Annotated in this window: 15 protein-coding genes; 11 read left to right on the top strand and 4 right to left on the bottom strand. The window is 66.5% G+C overall.

Annotation, left to right across the window (positions count from 1 at the left end; all coding sequences use genetic code 11):
• Nucleotides 1–4: 4 nt before the first annotated feature.
• On the bottom strand, nucleotides 5–670 hold the full coding sequence (locus tag ACT53K_RS04075) for an O-methyltransferase (protein WP_476227249.1): 666 nt from the start codon (nucleotides 668–670) through the stop codon (nucleotides 5–7).
• 98 nt (nucleotides 671–768) lie between these two features.
• Here ACT53K_RS04075 and ACT53K_RS04070 point away from each other — a divergent pair, with 98 nt between their 5' ends.
• Nucleotides 769–1,419: a TetR/AcrR family transcriptional regulator gene (locus ACT53K_RS04070; protein ID WP_476227247.1), complete on the top strand. Its 651-nt coding sequence runs from the start codon at nucleotides 769–771 to the stop codon at nucleotides 1,417–1,419.
• On the opposite strand, the gene ACT53K_RS04065 is transcribed toward ACT53K_RS04070, so the two are convergent.
• Nucleotides 1,374–3,338: a glycoside hydrolase family 127 protein gene (locus tag ACT53K_RS04065; RefSeq protein WP_476227246.1), complete on the bottom strand. Its 1,965-nt coding sequence runs from the start codon at nucleotides 3,336–3,338 to the stop codon at nucleotides 1,374–1,376. The two genes, ACT53K_RS04070 and ACT53K_RS04065, sit on opposite strands and share 46 nt — an antisense overlap.
• Nucleotides 3,339–3,539: 201 nt before the next feature.
• On the opposite strand from ACT53K_RS04065, the gene ACT53K_RS04060 reads away from it, so the two are divergent.
• The 4 genes from ACT53K_RS04060 (at nucleotide 3,540) to ACT53K_RS04045 (ending at nucleotide 7,769) form a co-directional block, all read left to right on the top strand.
• On the top strand, nucleotides 3,540–4,892 hold the full coding sequence (locus ACT53K_RS04060; RefSeq protein WP_476227245.1) for a hypothetical protein: 1,353 nt from the start codon (nucleotides 3,540–3,542) through the stop codon (nucleotides 4,890–4,892).
• A gap of 80 nt (nucleotides 4,893–4,972) precedes the next feature.
• The gene (locus ACT53K_RS04055) at nucleotides 4,973–5,494 is read left to right on the top strand and encodes a cupin domain-containing protein (protein ID WP_476227285.1); all 522 of its coding nucleotides are present in this window, start codon (nucleotides 4,973–4,975) and stop codon (nucleotides 5,492–5,494) included.
• A 41-nt stretch (nucleotides 5,495–5,535) separates the two neighbouring features.
• Nucleotides 5,536–7,155, top strand: a complete 1,620-nt coding sequence (locus ACT53K_RS04050) for a SulP family inorganic anion transporter (protein ID WP_476227244.1) — start codon at nucleotides 5,536–5,538, stop codon at nucleotides 7,153–7,155.
• Complete coding sequence (locus ACT53K_RS04045) at nucleotides 7,152–7,769, top strand: ParB-like protein (protein WP_476227243.1); 618 nt, start codon at nucleotides 7,152–7,154, stop codon at nucleotides 7,767–7,769. The genes ACT53K_RS04050 and ACT53K_RS04045 overlap by 4 nt, the downstream gene beginning before the upstream one ends.
• A gap of 13 nt (nucleotides 7,770–7,782) precedes the next feature.
• Here ACT53K_RS04045 and ACT53K_RS04040 read toward each other — a convergent pair whose 3' ends face one another.
• On the bottom strand, nucleotides 7,783–9,363 hold the full coding sequence (locus tag ACT53K_RS04040) for a hypothetical protein (protein ID WP_476227242.1): 1,581 nt from the start codon (nucleotides 9,361–9,363) through the stop codon (nucleotides 7,783–7,785).
• Between the two features lie 160 nt (nucleotides 9,364–9,523).
• Entirely contained in the window at nucleotides 9,524–10,123 is a 600-nt protein-coding gene (locus tag ACT53K_RS04035; protein WP_476227241.1) for a hypothetical protein, read from the bottom strand.
• Between the two features lie 116 nt (nucleotides 10,124–10,239).
• Between ACT53K_RS04035 and ACT53K_RS04030 the strand changes: the two genes are divergently transcribed.
• From ACT53K_RS04030 to ACT53K_RS04005, 6 genes are all read left to right on the top strand, one after another.
• The gene (locus ACT53K_RS04030; RefSeq protein WP_476227240.1) at nucleotides 10,240–10,908 is read left to right on the top strand and encodes a response regulator transcription factor; all 669 of its coding nucleotides are present in this window, start codon (nucleotides 10,240–10,242) and stop codon (nucleotides 10,906–10,908) included.
• Nucleotides 10,905–12,218: a sensor histidine kinase gene (locus ACT53K_RS04025; protein WP_476227239.1), complete on the top strand. Its 1,314-nt coding sequence runs from the start codon at nucleotides 10,905–10,907 to the stop codon at nucleotides 12,216–12,218. The genes ACT53K_RS04030 and ACT53K_RS04025 overlap by 4 nt, the downstream gene beginning before the upstream one ends.
• Nucleotides 12,219–12,445: 227 nt before the next feature.
• Nucleotides 12,446–13,735: a glycosyltransferase gene (locus ACT53K_RS04020; protein WP_476227238.1), complete on the top strand. Its 1,290-nt coding sequence runs from the start codon at nucleotides 12,446–12,448 to the stop codon at nucleotides 13,733–13,735.
• A complete protein-coding gene (locus ACT53K_RS04015) occupies nucleotides 13,729–14,538 on the top strand; it encodes an ABC transporter permease (protein WP_476227237.1) in 810 nt (269 codons plus the stop codon). The genes ACT53K_RS04020 and ACT53K_RS04015 overlap by 7 nt, the downstream gene beginning before the upstream one ends.
• A 14-nt stretch (nucleotides 14,539–14,552) precedes the next feature.
• Nucleotides 14,553–15,731 (top strand): KpsE/RkpR family capsule polysaccharide export protein, encoded by a 1,179-nt coding sequence (locus tag ACT53K_RS04010; protein ID WP_476227236.1) that lies wholly within the window; start codon nucleotides 14,553–14,555, stop codon nucleotides 15,729–15,731.
• Nucleotides 15,641–18,964 carry a glycosyltransferase gene (locus tag ACT53K_RS04005; protein WP_476227235.1) on the top strand — a complete coding sequence of 1,108 codons (3,324 nt, stop codon included), beginning with the start codon at nucleotides 15,641–15,643 and terminating at the stop codon, nucleotides 18,962–18,964. Before ACT53K_RS04010 ends, ACT53K_RS04005 begins: the two co-directional genes overlap by 91 nt.
• The last annotated feature ends 7 nt before the right edge of the window (nucleotides 18,965–18,971 follow it).

Below are 18,971 nucleotides of genomic sequence, written 5' to 3'. Positions count from 1 at the left end.
GCCTTCAGCCGAGGCGGATCGTAAGCTCCACCTCGTCGTTGAACGGCATCGACATATAGCCATTGGCGATCTTGCCGACCCGATCGAGATAATCGGGGGCGTGGTCGGCATTGTCCGCGAGCAGGATCGCGCCGGGCCGCAACCGGCTCTCCACACGATCAAGAATGTCGCAGTAGAGCGCCTTGGCGCCGTCGAGCAGCACCAGATCGATCGTGTCGGGCAGGTCGACCGCGAGCGTTTCCAGCGCATCACCTTCGCGGAAGTCGACCAAATCGTCGAGCCCGCCTTCGGCGAGATTGGCGCGGGCCTGCGCCAGCTTGGCGGGTTCGAACTCGCTGGTGATCAGCCGCCCGCCGCCATTGTCGCGCAGCGCCGCCGCCAGGTGCAGCGTCGACAGGCCGAACGAGGTGCCGAACTCCACGATCGTCCGGGCCTGCGTCGCACGCGCCAGCATGTAGAGCAGCGCGCCCACTTCGCGCGATACCGGCAGCGCGAAATCGCGAAGCGCCGCATAAAATTCGCGGTAGCGGTCTTTGCTGCGCATCACGTGCTGAAGCTCGTCGCGAGAGATGCCGGCGAAGTGCGGGCTCTGCGTTGCGGGATTGCGGTCTGCCGCGTCGAACAGGCGCGCGAGAAGAGGCGCCACGGGGGCGCTGGAAAGCGTCGTCATCAGAGTTCTCCAAAGGCCAAGCGGAGGGGAGTGCTTGCCTACTGGAAAAATACGACTAATCCGTCAGCTTTGGCTATTCGCATTGACTGGAAGCACCGATGAGCACGCCCCGCACTGCCCCCATCGTCTCGCGCAAACAGCCGCGCCAGGCGCGGTCATCGCAGCTTGTGGAGGCGGTGCTCGACGCCGCTATTCAGGTTTTGATGCGCGAAGGGGCGCAGCGTTTCACCACGGCGCGAGTCGCCGAGCGGGCGGGCGTCAGTGTCGGCTCGCTCTACCAATATTTCCCCAACAAGGCGGCGATCCTGTTCCGCCTGCAGACCGATGAATGGCGGCGCACCTCGACGATGCTGCGGGGCATATTGGAAGCGCGCGACCGTCCGCCGGCGGAGCGGCTGCGGCGTCTCGTCCACGCCTTTCTGCTTTCCGAATGCGAGGAAGCCGCGATCCGCATCGCGCTCAACGATGCCGCGCCGCTCTATCGCGACGCACCCGAAGCCGTCGCGGCCAAGGCGGATAATGCACGGATCTTCCAGACCTTTCTGGAAGAGTCCCTGCCCCAGCTGGCCGCTGACCGCCGCGAACTTGCCGGCCATCTGATCAAGATGACGCTGAGCGGCGTCGGCGACCGCTTCTCGCAAACCCCGCGAACCGAAGCCGAAATCGCCGACTGGTCCGCAGCGCTCGCCGACATGCTGTGCGGCTATCTCGACGGGTTAGCGGCCGAGGTCGGGGCAAGCTTCCAGTAGGTCGCGTAGCGTTCGTGCGCGATGCGGTAGTACGGGATCAGCCGCACCGCCGCTCCCTCCGCCGATGCCAGCCGGAATTCGAGCGGCCGGTCGCCCGGGCGGATCGCCGCCGCCAGCGCCTGCGGATCGCCCGCCAGCGTCGGCACCGCTACGGGCGTGTCGTTATAGCGACCATATTCGCGCTCGTTGACGACAATGTCCGCGCCGGGCGCCAGCCCCTCCCGCCCCAGCGCGCCGGCGAGCACCAGCGGACCATAGGTGAACGCGACGATGTCGGGCGCCGCTGGGTTGACCACCGCACCGGCTTCCATGGCAAGGCGCAGTTCCACCTGATCGCCGTCGCGCCACAGCCGGGTCACGTCGAGATAGCGGCCCGGCGCGGTAGAGTGCAGCGTCTCCACGCCATTGACCAGCACGGTCGCTGTCCGGCTCCAGCGCGGATGGCGCAGCTTCAGCGCCAGCGTGGCGGGCTTTGCCAGCTTCCACTGGAAATGCGTCTCCGCGCTTTCCGGAAAGCGGGTGGACTGGGTGAGCACCGCACCCTGCTCGCGCCACTGCACCGACGAGGGGATGAACAGGTTCACATAAAGCGCGCGATCGCCGCGAAAATAGATCGAATCCCGATATTTGACGTGGTTCTCCATGCCCGTGCCGGTGCAGCACCAGAAGGAATGCTCGGGCGTATGGTACAGCTTCATGTAACCCGGCCGCGCGCCCTGGAAATAGGTCGCCATGCCGCTGTCCGGATCCTGCGAGGCGAGGATGCCGTTGTAGAGCGTGCGTTCGTAGAAATCGGCATAATCGGCGCTCGGCGCCTGCAGGAACAGCGCGCGGGTAAGCCGCAGCATGTTGTGCTGGCAGCAGGTTTCCGAACCCTTGGCCGAAAAGACATGCTCGGCGAAATCGGCGTTCGCGAAGAAATGTTCGTTGTCGCCATGCCCGCCGGTGGCGAAGGAACGGGTGCGCGTCACCGTCTCCCAGAAGAAGCTGGCGGCTTCGCCATAGCTGGCGTCCCCGGTCGCTTCGTGGACGCGCTGGAAACCGACAATCTTGGGCAACTGGGTGTTGGCGTGCAGCCCGTCGAGCTGGTCGCGGTGCCGGGCAAGCGGCGCCAGGATCGCCTTGTGCGAAAAGCGCTGGGCCAGCGTGCGATAGTCGTCATTGCCGGTCAGGAAATAGAGATCGGCATAGACTTCGTTCATGCCGCCATGTTCGGTTTCCAGCATCTGCTCGAAATCGGCATCTGACAGCGGCCGGGTCGCGACCACGCCCCAGTCGGCGAGCCGCAGCAGCACCGCACGCGCGGTCTGGCTGTCCGCCAGCGTCGCCCCGTCGCGCAGCCCGGCATAGAGCTTGTGCAGCGTGTACCAGGGCACGCCGGTAATCTTCTCGCCGCGAAGATGCGCCGCCACCAGCGCCGGCCCTTCCGGAAAGGCGCAGACCAGCCCGCTGCCCGCCGCCTTCTGGCAGGCGGCCAGTTCGGCGGCGATATACTCCACCCGTTCGCGAAACCGCGCGTCGCCCGTCCCCCGGAACGCCAGCGCGCAGGCCGAGAGATAATGGCCGAGCGTATGCCCCTGACAATGGATGTCGGCCCATAGTGCGTCGGACTCCCACCCCCCATAGGCCGGGGCCTTGGGCTCCAGCCCGGCATTGACGCGGAATTGGTGGAGCAGCCGGTCGGGCGAGAGCCGAAGCAGATAGGCCTCGGTCATCCGCTGGGCGTGGAGGAAGGGGCTATCCGCCAGCGTCACATCCGCCATGTCGAAGGGCTGGAGCGCTGCATGCACTTTCGGCGCTGCGCCCTTATCGTCGGCCGCGTGCGCAGGCACTGCAACCGCCGGGAGGCTCCCCAACGCCACAGCGCCAGTGCCTGCGGCGGCAAGGAAATCCCGACGCGAGGGGGTGCTGCAGCCCATGCAATCTTCTCCTAACAACGAATAATAACTCTGAGTAATTTGCAACCACTCGGGCAGCAATGCTTTTCACGCTCGGATCGGCATGATAGGCCTTGCGTGCTTGGCCGTGCAGCCGATTGGGGGAAATATGCTGCCTGAAACCATGCGCTGCGGCAGAGAAGCGCGCACCGCCCCTTCTCCGTCTCAAAAGGCGGCGTGAAAGTGCCGTCCCCTTCCGCAACCTCGACCACAGGCAGGCCGCGACAGGCGGTTATCGTCATCCACGGCATCGGCGAACAGCGGCCTATGGATACGCTGACCGGCTTCGTGCTGGGCGTGCTGGGCGCGGAGAAGGACAGCGCGGGTAAACGCCTGTTCTACAGCAAGCCCGATCCCTATTCGCAGGGTTTCGAGGAACGGCGCTACCGGGCCTTTTCCGCCAATGAGGACAGCGACTTCATCGAATTTTACTGGCAGCATCTGATGCCGGTGGCGGGATGGCCGTTCGTGCTGTCCTGGCTATGGCTGCTGATGCGGCGGCCGCAGAAGGACGTGCCGGGGCGCCTCGCCGTGCTGTGGTGGATCTGCTGGATCCTACTTGGGCTGCTCGTCGCTGCAACCCTCGCGAGTTTTGCCACGGCGCTTGGCCTGCAAGTGCGCGGGCCGCATCTTCCCGCGCTGACCGGCCTCGCCGCCGCCACGGTAGCCGCCGCCAATTATGTCGTGCGCAGCTATGTCGGCGATGCCGCCATCTATCTGAACCCGCACCCACGCACCGTGGAAGCGCGCAACCGCATTCGCGAGGCAGGCGTGGCACTGCTCCAGCGGCTGCACGAGGATGGGCGCTATGACCGCATCCTCGTCGTCGGGCACAGCCTGGGGTCGGTAATCGGCTATGACATCCTCAATTTCAGCTGGCAGCGCGCGAGCGAGAAGCTGCGCCGCCAGATCGAGGAAGCCGGACCGAACGGCGCCGCCACCCAGCCCCGGCTCGGCGAAGCCGAGGCAGCCGCCGCCGACGCAGATCCCGACGCATGGCGCCAGGCGGTGCGGAACCTCCATTTCGAACAACGCTGGCTGGGCGCGCACTGGCTGGTGACCGATTTCGTCACGCTGGGCAGTCCGCTGGCGCATGCGCCGCTGCTGCTCGCGCGAAACCTGGCCGATTTCAGCCTGCGCATCGAACGCCGCGAGCTGCCAACCGCCCCGCCCTTCCGCGAAGACGGCGTGCATTTCTCCTATCCGCGCAAGACTCCGCCGGTGAACCGCCGTCGCAAGACGATCCATATCGTCGATCACGCGGCGGTATTCGGCGTGACCGTGTGGACCAACCTCTACTTCCCCGCGCGCGGGCTGCTCCAGGGCGACCCGATCGGCGGGCCGGTGGCGCCGGTCCTCGGTGCAGGCGTGTGGGACCGCCCGGTCTCGACGCGCATTCGCCACGGGCGCGGCGCACACACCGAATATTGGAATCGTTATCCCGATATGGACAAGGACAGCGACGCGGCGCCTGCAGTGCTGACGGATTCGCTCGACCTCACCCGCTCGCGGCTGCGCCGGCCGGTCGAGGGTTAGCGGCGGGGGGCTGTCCCGCATTCGCCGACTATGGCACTGTTGTACCACGATAAAGCAAAGGAGATGCGGCGGTGACGAGGATGGCCAAGGCCTTGGCGTTGATACCGGCGGGGATGCTGCTCGCGCTTTCCGCCATCCCGAACGCAACCGCGCAAACCAATGCAGCCCCTGCCGCCGATCTGTCCGGCTTTGCCAGCGGTGCCGAGGTTCGCGCCCAGATTCAGTCGATGCTGGCGGCGATGCAGCCCGGCCAGGGCTTTGCGTGGCGCCCGTTGGTGCGCGACCGCGAGACGATCGCCGCGATCGAGATCTGGAAGAAGCCCGGTCGCCCTGCAGTGCATCCGGCGGCGGCGGAATATGCCATCGTCCTCGAAGGTACCGGCACGCTGGTTTCCGGCGGCACATTGGCAGAAGCGGAAACGCGCAACGCCGGATTGGTCGAGGGCAGCCGCATCGAGGGCGGCACGACCCGCTCGCTGGGTCCGGGCGATGTCCTCCTCATCCCGGCGGGGGTGCCGCATTGGTTCGGCATCACCGGCGACCGGCTGGTGCTGCTGGGAATCAAGCTGCCCAAGGCGCCGCACCCTGCGCGAACCGAATAGCCCCTTGCCAATCGTTTCGTTGGCGCCGTTAATTGCCGGCGATGCGGACCCAAGACCTTGTGGCCGGCCTGTGCGTCGCCGGCCTGATGCTCCCTGAAGCGATAGCCTATGCGGGCATTGCCGGCCTGGCGCCGCAACATGCGATCTTTGCGGGCATCGCGGGTTGCCTGGTCTATGCCGCTGCCGGGCGCAGCCGCTTCGCGATCGTCTCCGCCACCTCGTCCTCGGCGGCCATTCTGGCGGCGACGCTGGCGGCACTGCCGGTTGCGGGCGAGGACCGGGCAATGCTGGCTGCGCTGCTGGTGGGCATGGCGGGGATGTTGTTCCTCGCCGCCGCCGCGTTCCGGCTTGGCGGCCTGACCGGCTTCATCTCGCGGCCAGTGCTGCGCGGCTTTTCGCTGGGGATCGCGATTACGATCATTCTCCACCAGTTGCCGATCATCACCGGCGTCGGGGTTCAGGGTGCCGATATTCTGGCGTTCGGCGCAGGGCTGGTGCGATCCATTCCCGGCTGGCACCCGGCGAGCGTGCTGATCGGCATCGTCGCGCTGCTGCTACTTCTCGTGCTGCGACGCTATCCGGCCATCCCCGGCCCGCTGGTGGTGCTGGTCGCCGGCATCGCCGCCGCCCACGCCTTCAACCTCGAGGCAATGGGCGTCGCGATGGTGGGGCGAGTCGACACCGCGCTGAGCTGGCCACACCTGCCCCGACTCGACTGGGACACCAGCTCGCGGCTGGCCCAGTTCGCTGCGCCGCTGGTGCTCATCCTGTTCGCCGAATCCTGGGGTACGATCCGCTCGCTGGCGCTGCGGCATGGCGACAGCGTCGATGCCAATCGCGAGCTGATGGCGCTGGGCCTCGCCAATCTCGCCAGCGCGCTGGTCCGCGGAATGCCGGTCGGCGCCGGATTTTCGGCCGGCTCGGCCAGCGAGGCAGCGGGTGCGACGAGCCGGCTGGCGGGGCTGATCGCGGGGCTGGGTCTCGCCGCGATGCTGTTGTTCGCGACGCCGCTGTTCGCCCGCCTGCCCGAGCCGGTACTCGCAGCGGTGGTGATTGCCGCACTGACCCACGCGCTGGACCCGATGCCGCTATTGCGGCTGTGGCGGCTCGACCGCGACCAGTATGTCGCGATCGGCGCCGCTGCCGGCGTGCTGGCGCTGGGCGTGCTCGACGGCATGCTGGTGGCGATCGCCCTGTCGCTTGCCGCGCTGATCCAGCGGTTCGCGACACCGCGTGTCGCCCGGCTCGGCCGCCTGGGGGACAGCCACAATTATGTCGACCTCGCCCGTCATGCCCAAGCAGTGGCGCCCCCGGGCATCGCCATCTGGCGCCCGACCGCGCCGCTGTTCTTCGCCAATGCCGAGCGGATGCTGGGTCTGGTACTCGCCGGCACGCGCGCGGAAGCGAACACCCGGGCCGTCGTGCTGAGCCTGGAGGAAAGCTATGATCTCGACAGCACCGCGCTGGACGCGCTGATCGAGTTCGACCGGGCGATGACTGCGGCCGGCTTCCGCGTCCAGCTCGCCCGGTTGCACGACCGCGCGCGCGACCTGATCGCCGCAGCCGGCGAAACCGACCTCGACCGTCGCAGCAGCTACAGCGTCGACGATGCCGTTTCGGCGGTACAGGCCGCCATGCCCCAGCGGGAGACCCAGCGATGAGAGCCGACTTCACCCCTGCCCTGCACCCGGTGCCGGTCGCCGGTCTGCGACCGACACAGATGACCATCGGCTTTCGCGAAGTCGCCCGCAAGCGCGCCGAATGGCGCAAGCGGGCGGAGCGCGATGGCCCGGACTTTCTGGGCCGCCACATGATACCGGTGATCCTCGGCCCGAAATCGGTGCCCTTCGTGATCGACCATCATCATCTCGTCCGCGCCCTGCACGAGGAAGGCGTGGAGCATGTGCTGGTCAGCGTGATCGCCGATCTTCACGACCTGAAGAAGCCGCTGTTCTGGACCTTCATGGACAATCGCAACTGGTTGCACCCGTTCGACGAAACGGGCGTTCGCCACACGCATGAAGACCTGCCCCGCACGATCGGCGCGATGAAGGATGATCCCTATCGGTCGCTGGCCGGCGAGCTGCGCCGCGCCGGCGGCTATGCCAAGGACAGCACGCCCTATTCGGAGTTCCTCTGGGCCGATTTCCTGCGCCGCCGGATCGGCGCAAAGCTGGTCGCGCGCGACTTTGAAGGCGCGATCGAGAAAGCGCTTGTCGCCGCCCGGCAGAAGGATGCCGCCTATCTGCCGGGCTGGTGCGGGCGTTCCGACTGACGTTCGCAGACAATCAGCCGTGCTCGCCGCCTTCGTGCGGCTTTGCCGGATGCGGGGACGTCTGCGGATGCGGGGCATTGGCGTGCGGATGCGGCTGCTCAGGCGGATGTGCGCGGGCCTGCTCCATCGCATGGGCCTGCGCCTGCCGCTCCGCCACCTGCGCCCGCGCCGCCTGGGCCTGACGCCGACGCGATTCGGCTTCGGCACGGGCCTGTTGCTGCGCGCGCTGCGCCTGTTGCTGTTCCTGCCGGGCATGTTGCACGGCCTCGGCATGCTGGCGCTGGGCCGCCACCGCCCGTTCGCGTTGCTGCGCCTGCGCGGCCATCATCTGTGCCCGGTGGGCCTGTGCCTGCTCTTGCGCGCGCCGTGCGATTACCTCGCGCTGTTGCGCCGCCGCGCGCTGCGCCTGTTCCTGGCGATGTACCTGCGCCTGACGCTGCTGTGCGAGCTGGATCTGCGCAACCCGCGCCTGTTGCGCCTGTTGCTGCATCGCCCGCTGCTGCGCGAACCGGGCCTGGTGCGCCTGCTGCTCGGCCAGCACCTGCTGCTGCCGTAGCTGGCTCATCTGCGCCTGCTGCTGGCGAGCCTGTTGTTCGGCGATCAGACGCTGCTGTTGCTGGGCCGCCAACTGGGCGCGCTGTTGCTGCTGTTGCGCCGCTAACTGCGCGCGCTGCTGTGCCTCGCGCTGGCGCTCACCGCCGAACCAGCCCGAAAACCAGCTCGGCTGTTGCGGCGGCGGCGCATAGGCCACCGGCTGGGGGATCGGCGCGCGGCCGCCGCTCTGCTGCCACGCGACGAAGCGCTGCGCTGCGATCGCACGCCGTTCCCGTTCTTCGGCCCAATAATCGCGTTCCTGCGCTTCGTGCGCAGCGTGATAGGCCTGCCATTCTGCCTGCCGGGCGCGGTCCTCCGCCCATTGCGCGCGCACCGCGGCGATTTCCGCGCGTTGTGCCGCCCAGTTCGCCGCGATCACGCCGCGATGCTCGCGTTCGCGGTCGAGCCGGTAGAGATAGGCCGCGCGATCGAAGTAGCGCGAGGCATAATCGATCCGGCCATAATAGCCGTCGGGCGGCAGCAATGCGCCGGCCGCATCATAGACAGCGACCAGCTCGTCGCCCGAATAGCCATAGCTATAGTTCGGGTCGCGGACGAGATAGGGCGTCGCGGCGCCGGGCTCGTAATAATAATAGCGATAGCCGCCGTCGACCGGCTCGGCATAGCGGACATCGCCCCGGCTGGTCTGCCACGCCCAGGGCGAAACGCGCCCGTCGTCATAGGCATAATCCGGCGGCGCATCGCCGATCGCGTCGGTCACGCCATCGGCGCGGTCGAGATAGGCATAGGCATCGGACGGGCGCGCGAGCCGCGCCACGCGAACGTGCCGCGTCGCGGGCAGCGCCTGAGGCGGCGGCGCGGCGGCGAGGGGTGTCGCAGCGCCCTGCTGCAACGGAACAGCCTGGGGCAAGGCCGGCAAGGCCGCGTTGTCGGCGGCGGATATCTGGTTGTCAGGCGTTTTGGCGCCGTTGCAGGCACTGAGGGCCAGCGCCATCGCCGTTGCCGCCAGTATCGCGGGGCGCATCCGGAGATATGCCATGCGGTTTCCTTTCGTTCGACCCATTGCCGCCACCTTGCTCCCGGCTGCCTGAACCGGAGGTGGCGGGCGTGTTCAGCGCCGCTCAACGCACGACGCAAGTAATCGCCGCATCGGACCGAACCAAAGGAAACGGGGCGCCTCCGGAGAGGCGCCCCATCGTTCAGCGCTGCGGCGCGGCCGGCGCAGCGGCGGATGCGGGTGCGGGTGCGGGTGCCGGAGCAGCCGGTGCCGCGCCCGGCGCAGCGCATCCGGCAGGCGGCGGCGCATTCCCCGGCGGCGGCGGGACCGGTGCGCCCGGAGGCGGCGGCGGGCCGTGCGGCTCACGCGGACCGGGGCCGTGCGGACCGGGGCCCATACCGCGCGGACCGGGCCCAACAGCCGCTACCTTGCCGTCCGGACCGACCAGGAACGACCCGTGCAACTGGCCGTTATCGAAACGTCCCTGCACCAGCACGTTCGCGCCGACGCCAAGCCCCGAGCCGGCATCGCGGCCGACGTCGACCATCGCCTTGCCGCTCCCATCGGCCACCAGCAGCCGATCGCCATAGATTTCGGCTATCCGCCCCTTGATCGTCACGATGCCGCTGCTCTGGCCCAGGCGGGCGATCGGCGTCACGATCGTCGGTGCCATTTCGATGCCGGGCCGGGTAAGTCCTGCGGCCCCCGCGCCACCTGCGGCGCCGATCGCCAGCAGCGCGGCACCCGCGGCAAACCGGGCCCCCGACGACATCGCCGCCATCTTGTCATGCAACCAGGACATGCTTCTACTCCTTCTGTTGAATTCGACTGACGGGAACAGGTGTAGCAAGGCACGCCCTCGGCACGCTGAATGTCGCGGTTCAGATTCGGTTTAACGAGGAGGGCTAGCCACCGGACATGCGTATCCTTCTGGTAGAAGACGATCCCGATCTGGGCCCCGCCATCGCCCGGGCGCTGCGCGCAGAACATTGCGCAGTCGACCTGGCCGTGAACGGCGTGGATGCGGCCCATCTCGGCGACACCGAAAGCTATGACGCAGCGGTGCTCGACATCGGCCTGCCCGATCAGGACGGGCTGTCGGTGCTGAAACAGTGGCGCGATGCGGGACACGCGCTGCCGGTGCTGATCCTGACGGCACGCGCCGGCTGGTCGGACAAGGTCGCGGGCTTCAAGGCCGGGGCCGACGATTTCCTCACCAAGCCGTTTCGCGTCGAGGAACTGGTGATGCGGCTGCGCGCGATCGTGCGCCGGGCGTCCGGCCATGCCGCGACGCGCATCGCCTGCGGCCCCCTCGCCTTCGACAGCCAGAGCGGCCAGTTCGAACTGGACGGCTTCCCACTGCGGCTGACGGCGCTGGAATGGCGCGTGCTGTCGGCGCTGATGCTGTCGAAGGAAACCGTGATCGAGCGTCTCAGCCTGCTCGAGCGCGTCTATGAAGGCGATGCCGACAATGATTCGAACAGCCTGGAAGTGATCATCGGCCGGCTGCGCAAGAAGATCGGCGCCCACTTGATCGAGACGGTGCGCGGGCGCGGCTATCGCCTGACCGCCCGAGACGCGGCATGAAGTCGATCCGCGGCCGGATGCTGCTGCTGTCTGCGGCGGCTACCGTTCTGGCGCTGGTCGTAGCCGGGCTGATGATCGGCGCGGTGCTGGGGCGACTGGTCACGCAGGGAATCGACCGTCGGCTCGATGCCCAGATCGCCCTGCTCACCACCGCCGTCACCGCTGACGGCCATATCGATACCGCCCGCCTGACGCAGGTGCGCGGCGCGCTGGAGGCCGGTCCGGGCTGGCGTTGGGAAATCGCCGCGCCCGACCGGACAATCGGCTCGCGGGATTTTCCCCGCCTCTACCCCGAGCCCCGGCACCGGCCCCCCGGGCCGCCAGAAGCGTCGGGCGGTCCGGTGCCCCGCGACGGCGCTGATGATGAGGGTGTGCCGGTCCATGCCCGCGAAGTCACGCTTGCCTCTCCCGCAGGCAAGATCGTGCTGCGCGCCGCAGCCCCGCGTGCGGTGATCGAACGCCCGATCCACGACGCCATCGTGCCGCTCCTGTTCCTGCTGTTCCTGCTGTCGCTCGTGCTGGCAGGGGCGGCCCTGCTCCAGCTCTGGTACGGGCTGCGTCCGCTCCGGGCGCTGCGCGATGCGGTGGCGGCGGTCCGCTCCGGCACCGCCGACGATATTCCAGAAAACCAGCCCTCCGAGCTACGGCCACTAGCCGAGGAGCTGAATGCCCTGCTGCACGACAATCATGCGGCGCTGGCGGCAGCACGGGCATCGGCGGCCAATCTCGCCCATGCGCTGAAAACGCCGGTGGCGGCGCTGGCGCTCGAATTGCGCGACGCACCCGCCCATGCCGGGCTGCTTGCCCGCATCGATGCGACGATCCGTCACCATCTGTCGCGCGCCCGCGAACGCATCACCGATCGCCGGGCGCGGACGATGCTGTCGCCTGCCGTCGGCGATCTGGTGGCGACCGTCGCCCGGCTCGCCCCACTGGGCAAAGTGACGATAGACACCGAAGTCGACGCGACGCTTGCCGTGGCGGTGGAACCGGCCGATTTCGATGAGATGCTCGGCAACCTGCTAGACAATGCCGTGCGCCATGCCCGCGGGAGGGTAATGGTACGCGCGGTTGTGCAGGAGGGTTCGGCGCAGGTTTCGGTCGAAGATGACGGCCCCGGCATCCCCGATGCAGCGCGGGCGCGGGCCGTGGAGCCGGGGGTACGGCTAGACGAGCGCGGCGACGGCCATGGCTTCGGCCTCGCCATCGCGCGGGAGCTGGCCGAACTCTATGGCGGCACGCTGCGCCTTGCCGAGGCGGCAACGGGCGGCCTTGCCGCCACGCTGCACCTGCCAATCAGCAGGCGCTGAGGCAGGCAAAGGTGCGGGGCACAGGGCACGGGGCCGCGAAATCGCGCCGCCCTCGGGAAATCCCCAGCAAATAAACGCGAATAGCCTGCAAAGAGGTCCGTGCTTTCCAACCTAGCAGCGCGGCGATGGGGCATGGCCAACCGGTTCGCACATTCAAATCCTGCGGTGTGCCGCTACGCGAGCTGTTCGGGGGTTACGGCCATCCCTGCTGTCCCGGCGGCCAGCATATGACATCGTTCGAACGAGTCCTTGGCGCATCGGCACCCCTTGAGCGGTGGCCAGCCGCGCCGAAGGGCGAAGCATCGGCAACCACGCCAGCGTTCGAGATAATATTCGACCTGTCGCGGCTGCTGTCGCGAGTCCTGCACGGCGCGCCCAGCGGCATCGATAGAGTCGAACTCGCTTATGCCCGCACGCTCCAAACGCTGGTTCCGCATCAGCTCCGCTATGCGGCGCTTCATCCGGGCGGCAGCTATGGCCGCCTCCCCGCTGAGCGTGTCGCAGTCTTTCTCGACCGGCTCGAGCATCGCTGGGACACACTCGGCAACCGCGCCAGCTGGATAGAACGGCACCGCTTCGGCCTCGGCCAATGCTGGGCGTTGTGGCCCCGCAGCGTGCCGCGCAAGACCGGGCAACGCGTTTTTTTGCAGGTCTCAGCGCATCAGCTCGACCGCCCCTGGGAGATACTGCACAAGATCCGCCGTGAGGCCGCACGCTTCGTCTGCCTGGTCCATGACCTGGCACCCACCGCGCATCCCGAATTTGCCGACCCCCAGCGGGAGAACCGCCAGGCCCGCCAGCTCAAGACGATCGAGGCACTGGCGGACGGCATTCTAGTCAACACCCGGTCCACGCTCGATACGCTTGTCACCCTGGGCGGCGAGAGCCTGCGACGACGCCCGCATCGTCTGGCGCAGCTGGGCGTCGATGCGCCGCGCCCCGGCTGGCGGAGCGGCCAGCGAGGCCAAGCCTATTTCGTTTGCGTCGGGACGATCGAACCGCGCGCCAACCATCTGTTGCTGCTCAACATCTGGCGGTCGATGGTGGAAGCGGTCGGCGCCGACCGCGCGCCCAGGATGTTGCTGGTGGGGCACCGCGGGTGGCAGCACCACACGATCATCGACATGGTCCAGCGCTGCCCTGCGCTGCAAGGCGTGGTGCATGAGATGCCGCGCATGGCGGGGCGTGAACTCCGCGAATTGCTGCAAGGTGCCTGCGCGCTGCTGATGCCGGCCTTTGCCGAGGAATGCGGGCTGTCGCTGATCGAGGCATTGGCTGCCGGTGTGCCGGTACTGGCCAGCGACATTGCCGTGCATCGCGAAGCCGGCGGCGGCGTTCCCGACTATCTCGACCCGATCGACGGCGCCGGGTGGCGCAGCGCGATCCTGGCCTATCAGGCGCCAGCCAGCCCGCGGCGAATGATGCAGTTGGAACGCATCGAACGCTGGCGCCCGGCAAGCTGGCGCGACCATGTCGAAACTGCCCTGTCGCTGATCCGCGAGGTGGCGGCATGCTGAGCACAGGGCAGCAGCAGAACACCCGCTCGTCGTTCTGGGGCGACTTCGACAATCAGTGCCACGTCATCGGCGCGCTGATGCTCCGCGAATTGCACACACGCTATGGCCGCGAGAATATCGGCTATTTGTGGATGATTGCCGAACCGATGCTGCTGGCCGGCACCATCGGCGCCATCCATGCAGGTGAGCGGACCCATTATTCGTCCGACATCCGCTCGGTGCCTTTCGCGATCCTCGGCTACTGCGTGTTCATCCTGTTCCGCTCAATCATCACCCGCGCGGAATCGACGATCGATTCGAACAAGGCACTACTGTTCCACCGGTCGATCACGCTGTTCGACATGCTGACCGCGCGCGCGCTGCTCGAAGCGGCGTCGACCGTGTGCACCCTGGGCATATTGCTGCTGTTCGCTACCGCGCTGGGCTATGGCGACCTGCCCATGCGCCCCATGGCACTGCTCGGCGGCATCCTCTTCATGCTGTGGTTCTCATACGGCCTGTCGATGCTCCTGGCTGCGGTCAGCTACGACAACAAGCTGATCACCAAGTTCATCCATCCGCTGACCTATCTGCTCATGCCGGCATCGGGCGCGTTCTTCCGGCTGCAGTGGCTGCCCGAGCCGTATCGCGACTGGCTGACCTGGCTGCCAATGACTCAGATTTTCGAGCTGTGCCGCTATGGCCAGTTCGAAAGCGCGACGCTCGACTATGTCGATTTTGCGTATCTGGTCGGGTCGAACTTGTTCCTGCTTTTCATCGGTCTGGTGGCGCTGAAAGTCGTGCGCCGCAACGTCCATCTGTAGTGAAGGCACTTTGCATGCATGGCCATACGCCGCCCGAACTGTTCGAGACGCACGATGATGTGCGGCCCGATACGATGCGCGAGCGCCTGGCGCTTCTGGGTCGGCGGCTGAAGGCGCATCGCGCCTTTCTGCTAGTCGTCGTGCTCCCGATGCTCGTGGTGTCGCTTTATCTCGGGCCGATCGCCGCGAACCAATATGTTTCGGAAGCACATTTCGTCGTGCGCGCGGCAGGGAATGGGCAATCGACCAATACCGGGCTGAGCCAGCTGCTGGGCATGAACAATGTCATGCCCGCCTCGCAAACCGAGTCGCTTGCGCTGGGCGACTATCTTACTTCGCATGACGCCGTCGCAGCGCTGGAACGCCGCATCGGGCTCACCAGCCTTTTTCAACGCCGCGATGCCGATCTGCTAAGCCGGCTGGGCGATCAGCCTTCCCCGGAGACTCTGCTCAAATTCTACCGTCGGCAGGTCGACCTGCATTACAGCAGCGATACCGGGATCACGACAATGAAGGTACGCGCCTTCAGCCCGGACGACGCCTATCGCATCGCGTCCACCCTGCTCGATCTGGGCGAGGCGCGCGTCAATACACTCAACAAGCGCGCCTATGACGACGCGCTGCGCGTTACCCGCGCCCAACTTGCCGATGCAGAAGCCGAACTGGCCAGCGTGCGGCAGCGTCTTACGCAATTTCGCCAGCACAGCCGCGATCTCGATCCGGTTCGTTCCGGCACGGCCCAGATCCAGATGGTTTCCAGCCTGCGCGCACAGCTCGCGACCGCGCGGGCCCAGTTGAGCACCATGGCCGGCAGCCTCAGCCCCTCGGCGCCGCAATATCTCGTCGCAAAGAAGCGTGCCGACGCGCTCGCAGCGCAAGTAGCGGCCGAGGACGCTCGCCTCGCTGGCCCGGCGCAGAGCATGGCGCCGGGGCTCGGCCGCTATGAAGAATTGCAGCTACGCGAAGATTTCGCCGCCAAGCGCTACTCCGCCGCCGCCGCGGCACTGGAAGCGGCGCGCGAACAGGCAGGCCGCCAACAGCTTTTCGTGGTTCGCGTCGTCGAACCCAATCGACCGGTAAAGCCGCTCTACCCGCAGCGCCTTTGGACGCTGCTGTCCGTTCTGGGCGGCCTGTTGCTTGCGTACGGGATCGGCTGGCTGATCGCCGCCGGTGTTCGCGAACACGCCGCCTGACGGCCCCAGCCTTCGAAAGTCACGTCATGGACCTTGCCAAAAAGATCAAGCAGCTAGCCGATACCCCGGCGCGGCGCGCCATTGCCCGTGCCGATGGCCTGCGCGACCAGCGCGACTGGGCCGCGGCAGCCGCTGCCTATGCCGAAGCGCTGGAACTCGCGCCCGAGCGTGACGCGATCTGGGTGCAATATGGTCATGCCCTCAAAGAAAGTGGCCAACTCGAAGCAGCCGAACTCGCGTATCGCCGCGCGCTTGCGATCGATGACAGTGTCGCTGACAGTCATCTCCAGCTGGGCCATGCGCTGAAGCTTGGCGGCAAGCTGCGCGAGGCGGCCGGTGCCTATATGACTGCGCTGGAACGCGACCATGGCATGGTGGATGCGCTGCGCGAGATTCAGGATCTCGGCGCACGCGGCGTGCCGGTCCCGGCCGACCGGCTGGAAGCCGTGCTGACCGCGCTGTTCCCGCCAGCGCCTGCGGCCGCGCGACCGGCATACACTCCCTCCTCGGCAGAGAGTCTGGCCGACGCGGTCGAGCGCCTGCGCAGCAACGCGCTGGACGATGAGGATCATGCCCTGCTGGAAAGGGCGGCAGCCCGTATCCGGGCGCTGGCGGCAATGCCGGAAGGGGAGCCTGAAGCAGACAGCCGGCAGATGCCCGTCGTTTTCGATGCCTCCGACCTGATGCATCATTTCCGGCATAGTCGCCTGCCCACGGGCATCCAGCGTGTGCAGCTCGCGATCCTTCAGGAAGTGGTACAGGGCGATCCGGAAGGTGTGCAGCTGTGCGCCGCCGGCAATGAACATTGGGTCCAGATTCCAACTAGCCTTTTCCTGCAGTTGGCGGACGGCGCCACGCGCGACGGCGACGCGAATGCGCCCGAATGGCGCAGTCTTGCCACCCGGCTGGAAATAACCCTGGCGTCCGAGCGCCCCTATGCGTTTCCGCGCGGCGCCTGCCTGGTCAATCTCGGCACGTCGTGGCATGCCGACTATCTGCTGAAAATTCGCAACGCCAAGCGCGATTATGGCATCCGCTTCGTACCCTTCGTTCACGATCTAATTCCGGTGGTCGCACCGCAATTCGTGCTGCCCGATCTGACCCGGAACTATGTGGCCTGGCTCGTCTCGATATTCGATCATGCCGACTTCTTCCTTACCAATTCGCGCTCGACGCGGAACGACCTGATCGCGGCTGCGACCCGGCTGGGGCATCCCCTGTCGGAATCCGATGTGGAAGTCGTGCCGCTCGACGGTCAATTTCAGCCCCCGGCGGAGTCCGCCGAACGCAAGCGCGACTTCCTGCGCAGCATGGGACTGCAGGCAAAGCCCTTCGTCCTGTTCGTATCCACCGTCGAGCCACGGAAGAACCACCTTGCGGCACTTCGGGCCTGGTCAACGTTGCGCGAAGAATTTGGCCCGGTGATGCCCCGGCTGGTCTGCGCGGGTGGCCGCGGTTGGATGAACGACGACGTCTTTCGTCTGGTCGCCTCCGACGAGGAACTCAGCCGGCACGTGCTGTTTCTGCATAATCTTTCCGACGCCGAACTTTCCGCCTGTTATGACGCCTGCCTCTTCACTTTATTCCCAAGCCATTACGAAGGCTGGGGGTTACCGGTCACGGAATCGCTATGCCACGGCAAGGTGCCGCTGCTGGCCGACAATTCCTCGTTGCCCGAAGCAGGCGGCGCGTTCGGCGTCTATTTCGAGACCGGGTCGCAGACGGCACTTGAGGAGCGGTTGCGGACGCTGATCGGCAACGCCCCCTATCGCGCCGAACTCGAACAACGCATCGCCAGCGGCTTCCGACCGCGGCCCTGGTCGGCGCTGGCAAAGCAGATTAGCAATGCGATTGCTGTCCGCACGGGCGGTAGTTCCCTGCCCGGCCGCACCGCAGTGCATCGCGTTAGATCCGGCAGCTTTTATTCCTTTGCACGCAACATGACCCGTCGCCTCCGGCCCGATCTGGTAACCGGCTACGCGCTGCGCGCAGGCAATCAGTGGTTCTCACCCGAAGACTGGGGCTCCTGGGCAAGAGGCCGCTCCGTTTCCATCGAGGCGCGCTTCCTTGGCGATGAAAGCGCCCGCGCCTTTGTCGGGGTCCGCGGGCTGCCCGGATGCCATTGCACCGTTACCGTCTTCGTGAATGGCGAAGAAGCAGTCGAAACACCCCTACCGAGTTCCGAAACGCGCTGGCTACCCTTGATGATCCCCCCCGGCGCCGAGCCGGCACTTATCGAGATTTGCAGCGATCGTGTCGTAAACTTGCGCGACATGACCGAGGGGCAAGACAACCGCACCGTAGGGCTGGGCATGATTGGATTCTATGCCTGCCGAGCCACTGACCTTGCCGGACGTTTCGCCTTTGTCGAAGCGCTCGCGACCGGCACGCTGCAGCAGGGTGCTCTCCACGTGGATGAGACCCCGGCATTGCCAAAGCTCGACCAACAGGAGTCTACGCTACAGCCCGAGAAGTCCGACCTAACTAGGCTCGAAGAGCAGCCGATCCGACCAAATGGGACGCGTGGCGAGATCCTCATCCTGCAATCCAGCGATCCTGAAGTCTACGCCCCCATGCTGGTGCAAAGTGCAAGGACCACGAAGGCCTATGCCCAGAAGCACGGATATCGGTACACGGCCTTCCTTGGCATCAAGCGGGGCTGCCTTCCCTGGCATGCCTCCTATAACCGTATCGACCTGTTGATGGACCTGATCCGCGAAGATTTTCAGGGGTGGGTTCTTTACGTCGATGCCGATGCCTGGGTGGCGGACCTGGATTTCGATTTGCGCGATTATCTTGCCCCTAAAGGGCATTATGCCCTGATCGCCGCACCCGCCGGCCATGTGCGCGACTTCTACTGGAATGTGAATAATGGCGTAATGCTGTTGAACATGGGACACCCGTTCACACGCGCGCTGATCACGGAATGGGAACGCATCCTGTCACGCTTCGACCTTGCGACGGAAGCGAAGACATGGAACGTCGAGATCGACGACGACCAGGGCATGTTTCACCAAATACTGGACAAGCTGCCCTACGCGGCCGACGATATATTCATCGAAGACAAGGCTTTGCTGAATTCGCCCTGGGCACGCTTCATTCGCCACGCGATACGGGCGGAACATGGCGACTTTGCCGAACGGCTGGCGTTTGTCACGGCGGAAGTAGACAAGGTAATACAGCGCGGAACCGGCGCGCGGAACGAAGAATTTCTGACGTCGGTCGCGGAGTAAAAGCTGG

Source organism: Sphingomonas sp. DMC8 (assembly GCF_056314185.1).
The sequence above is the reverse complement of the archived record's forward strand: the minus strand, read 5'-3'. Positions and strand labels throughout refer to the sequence as shown.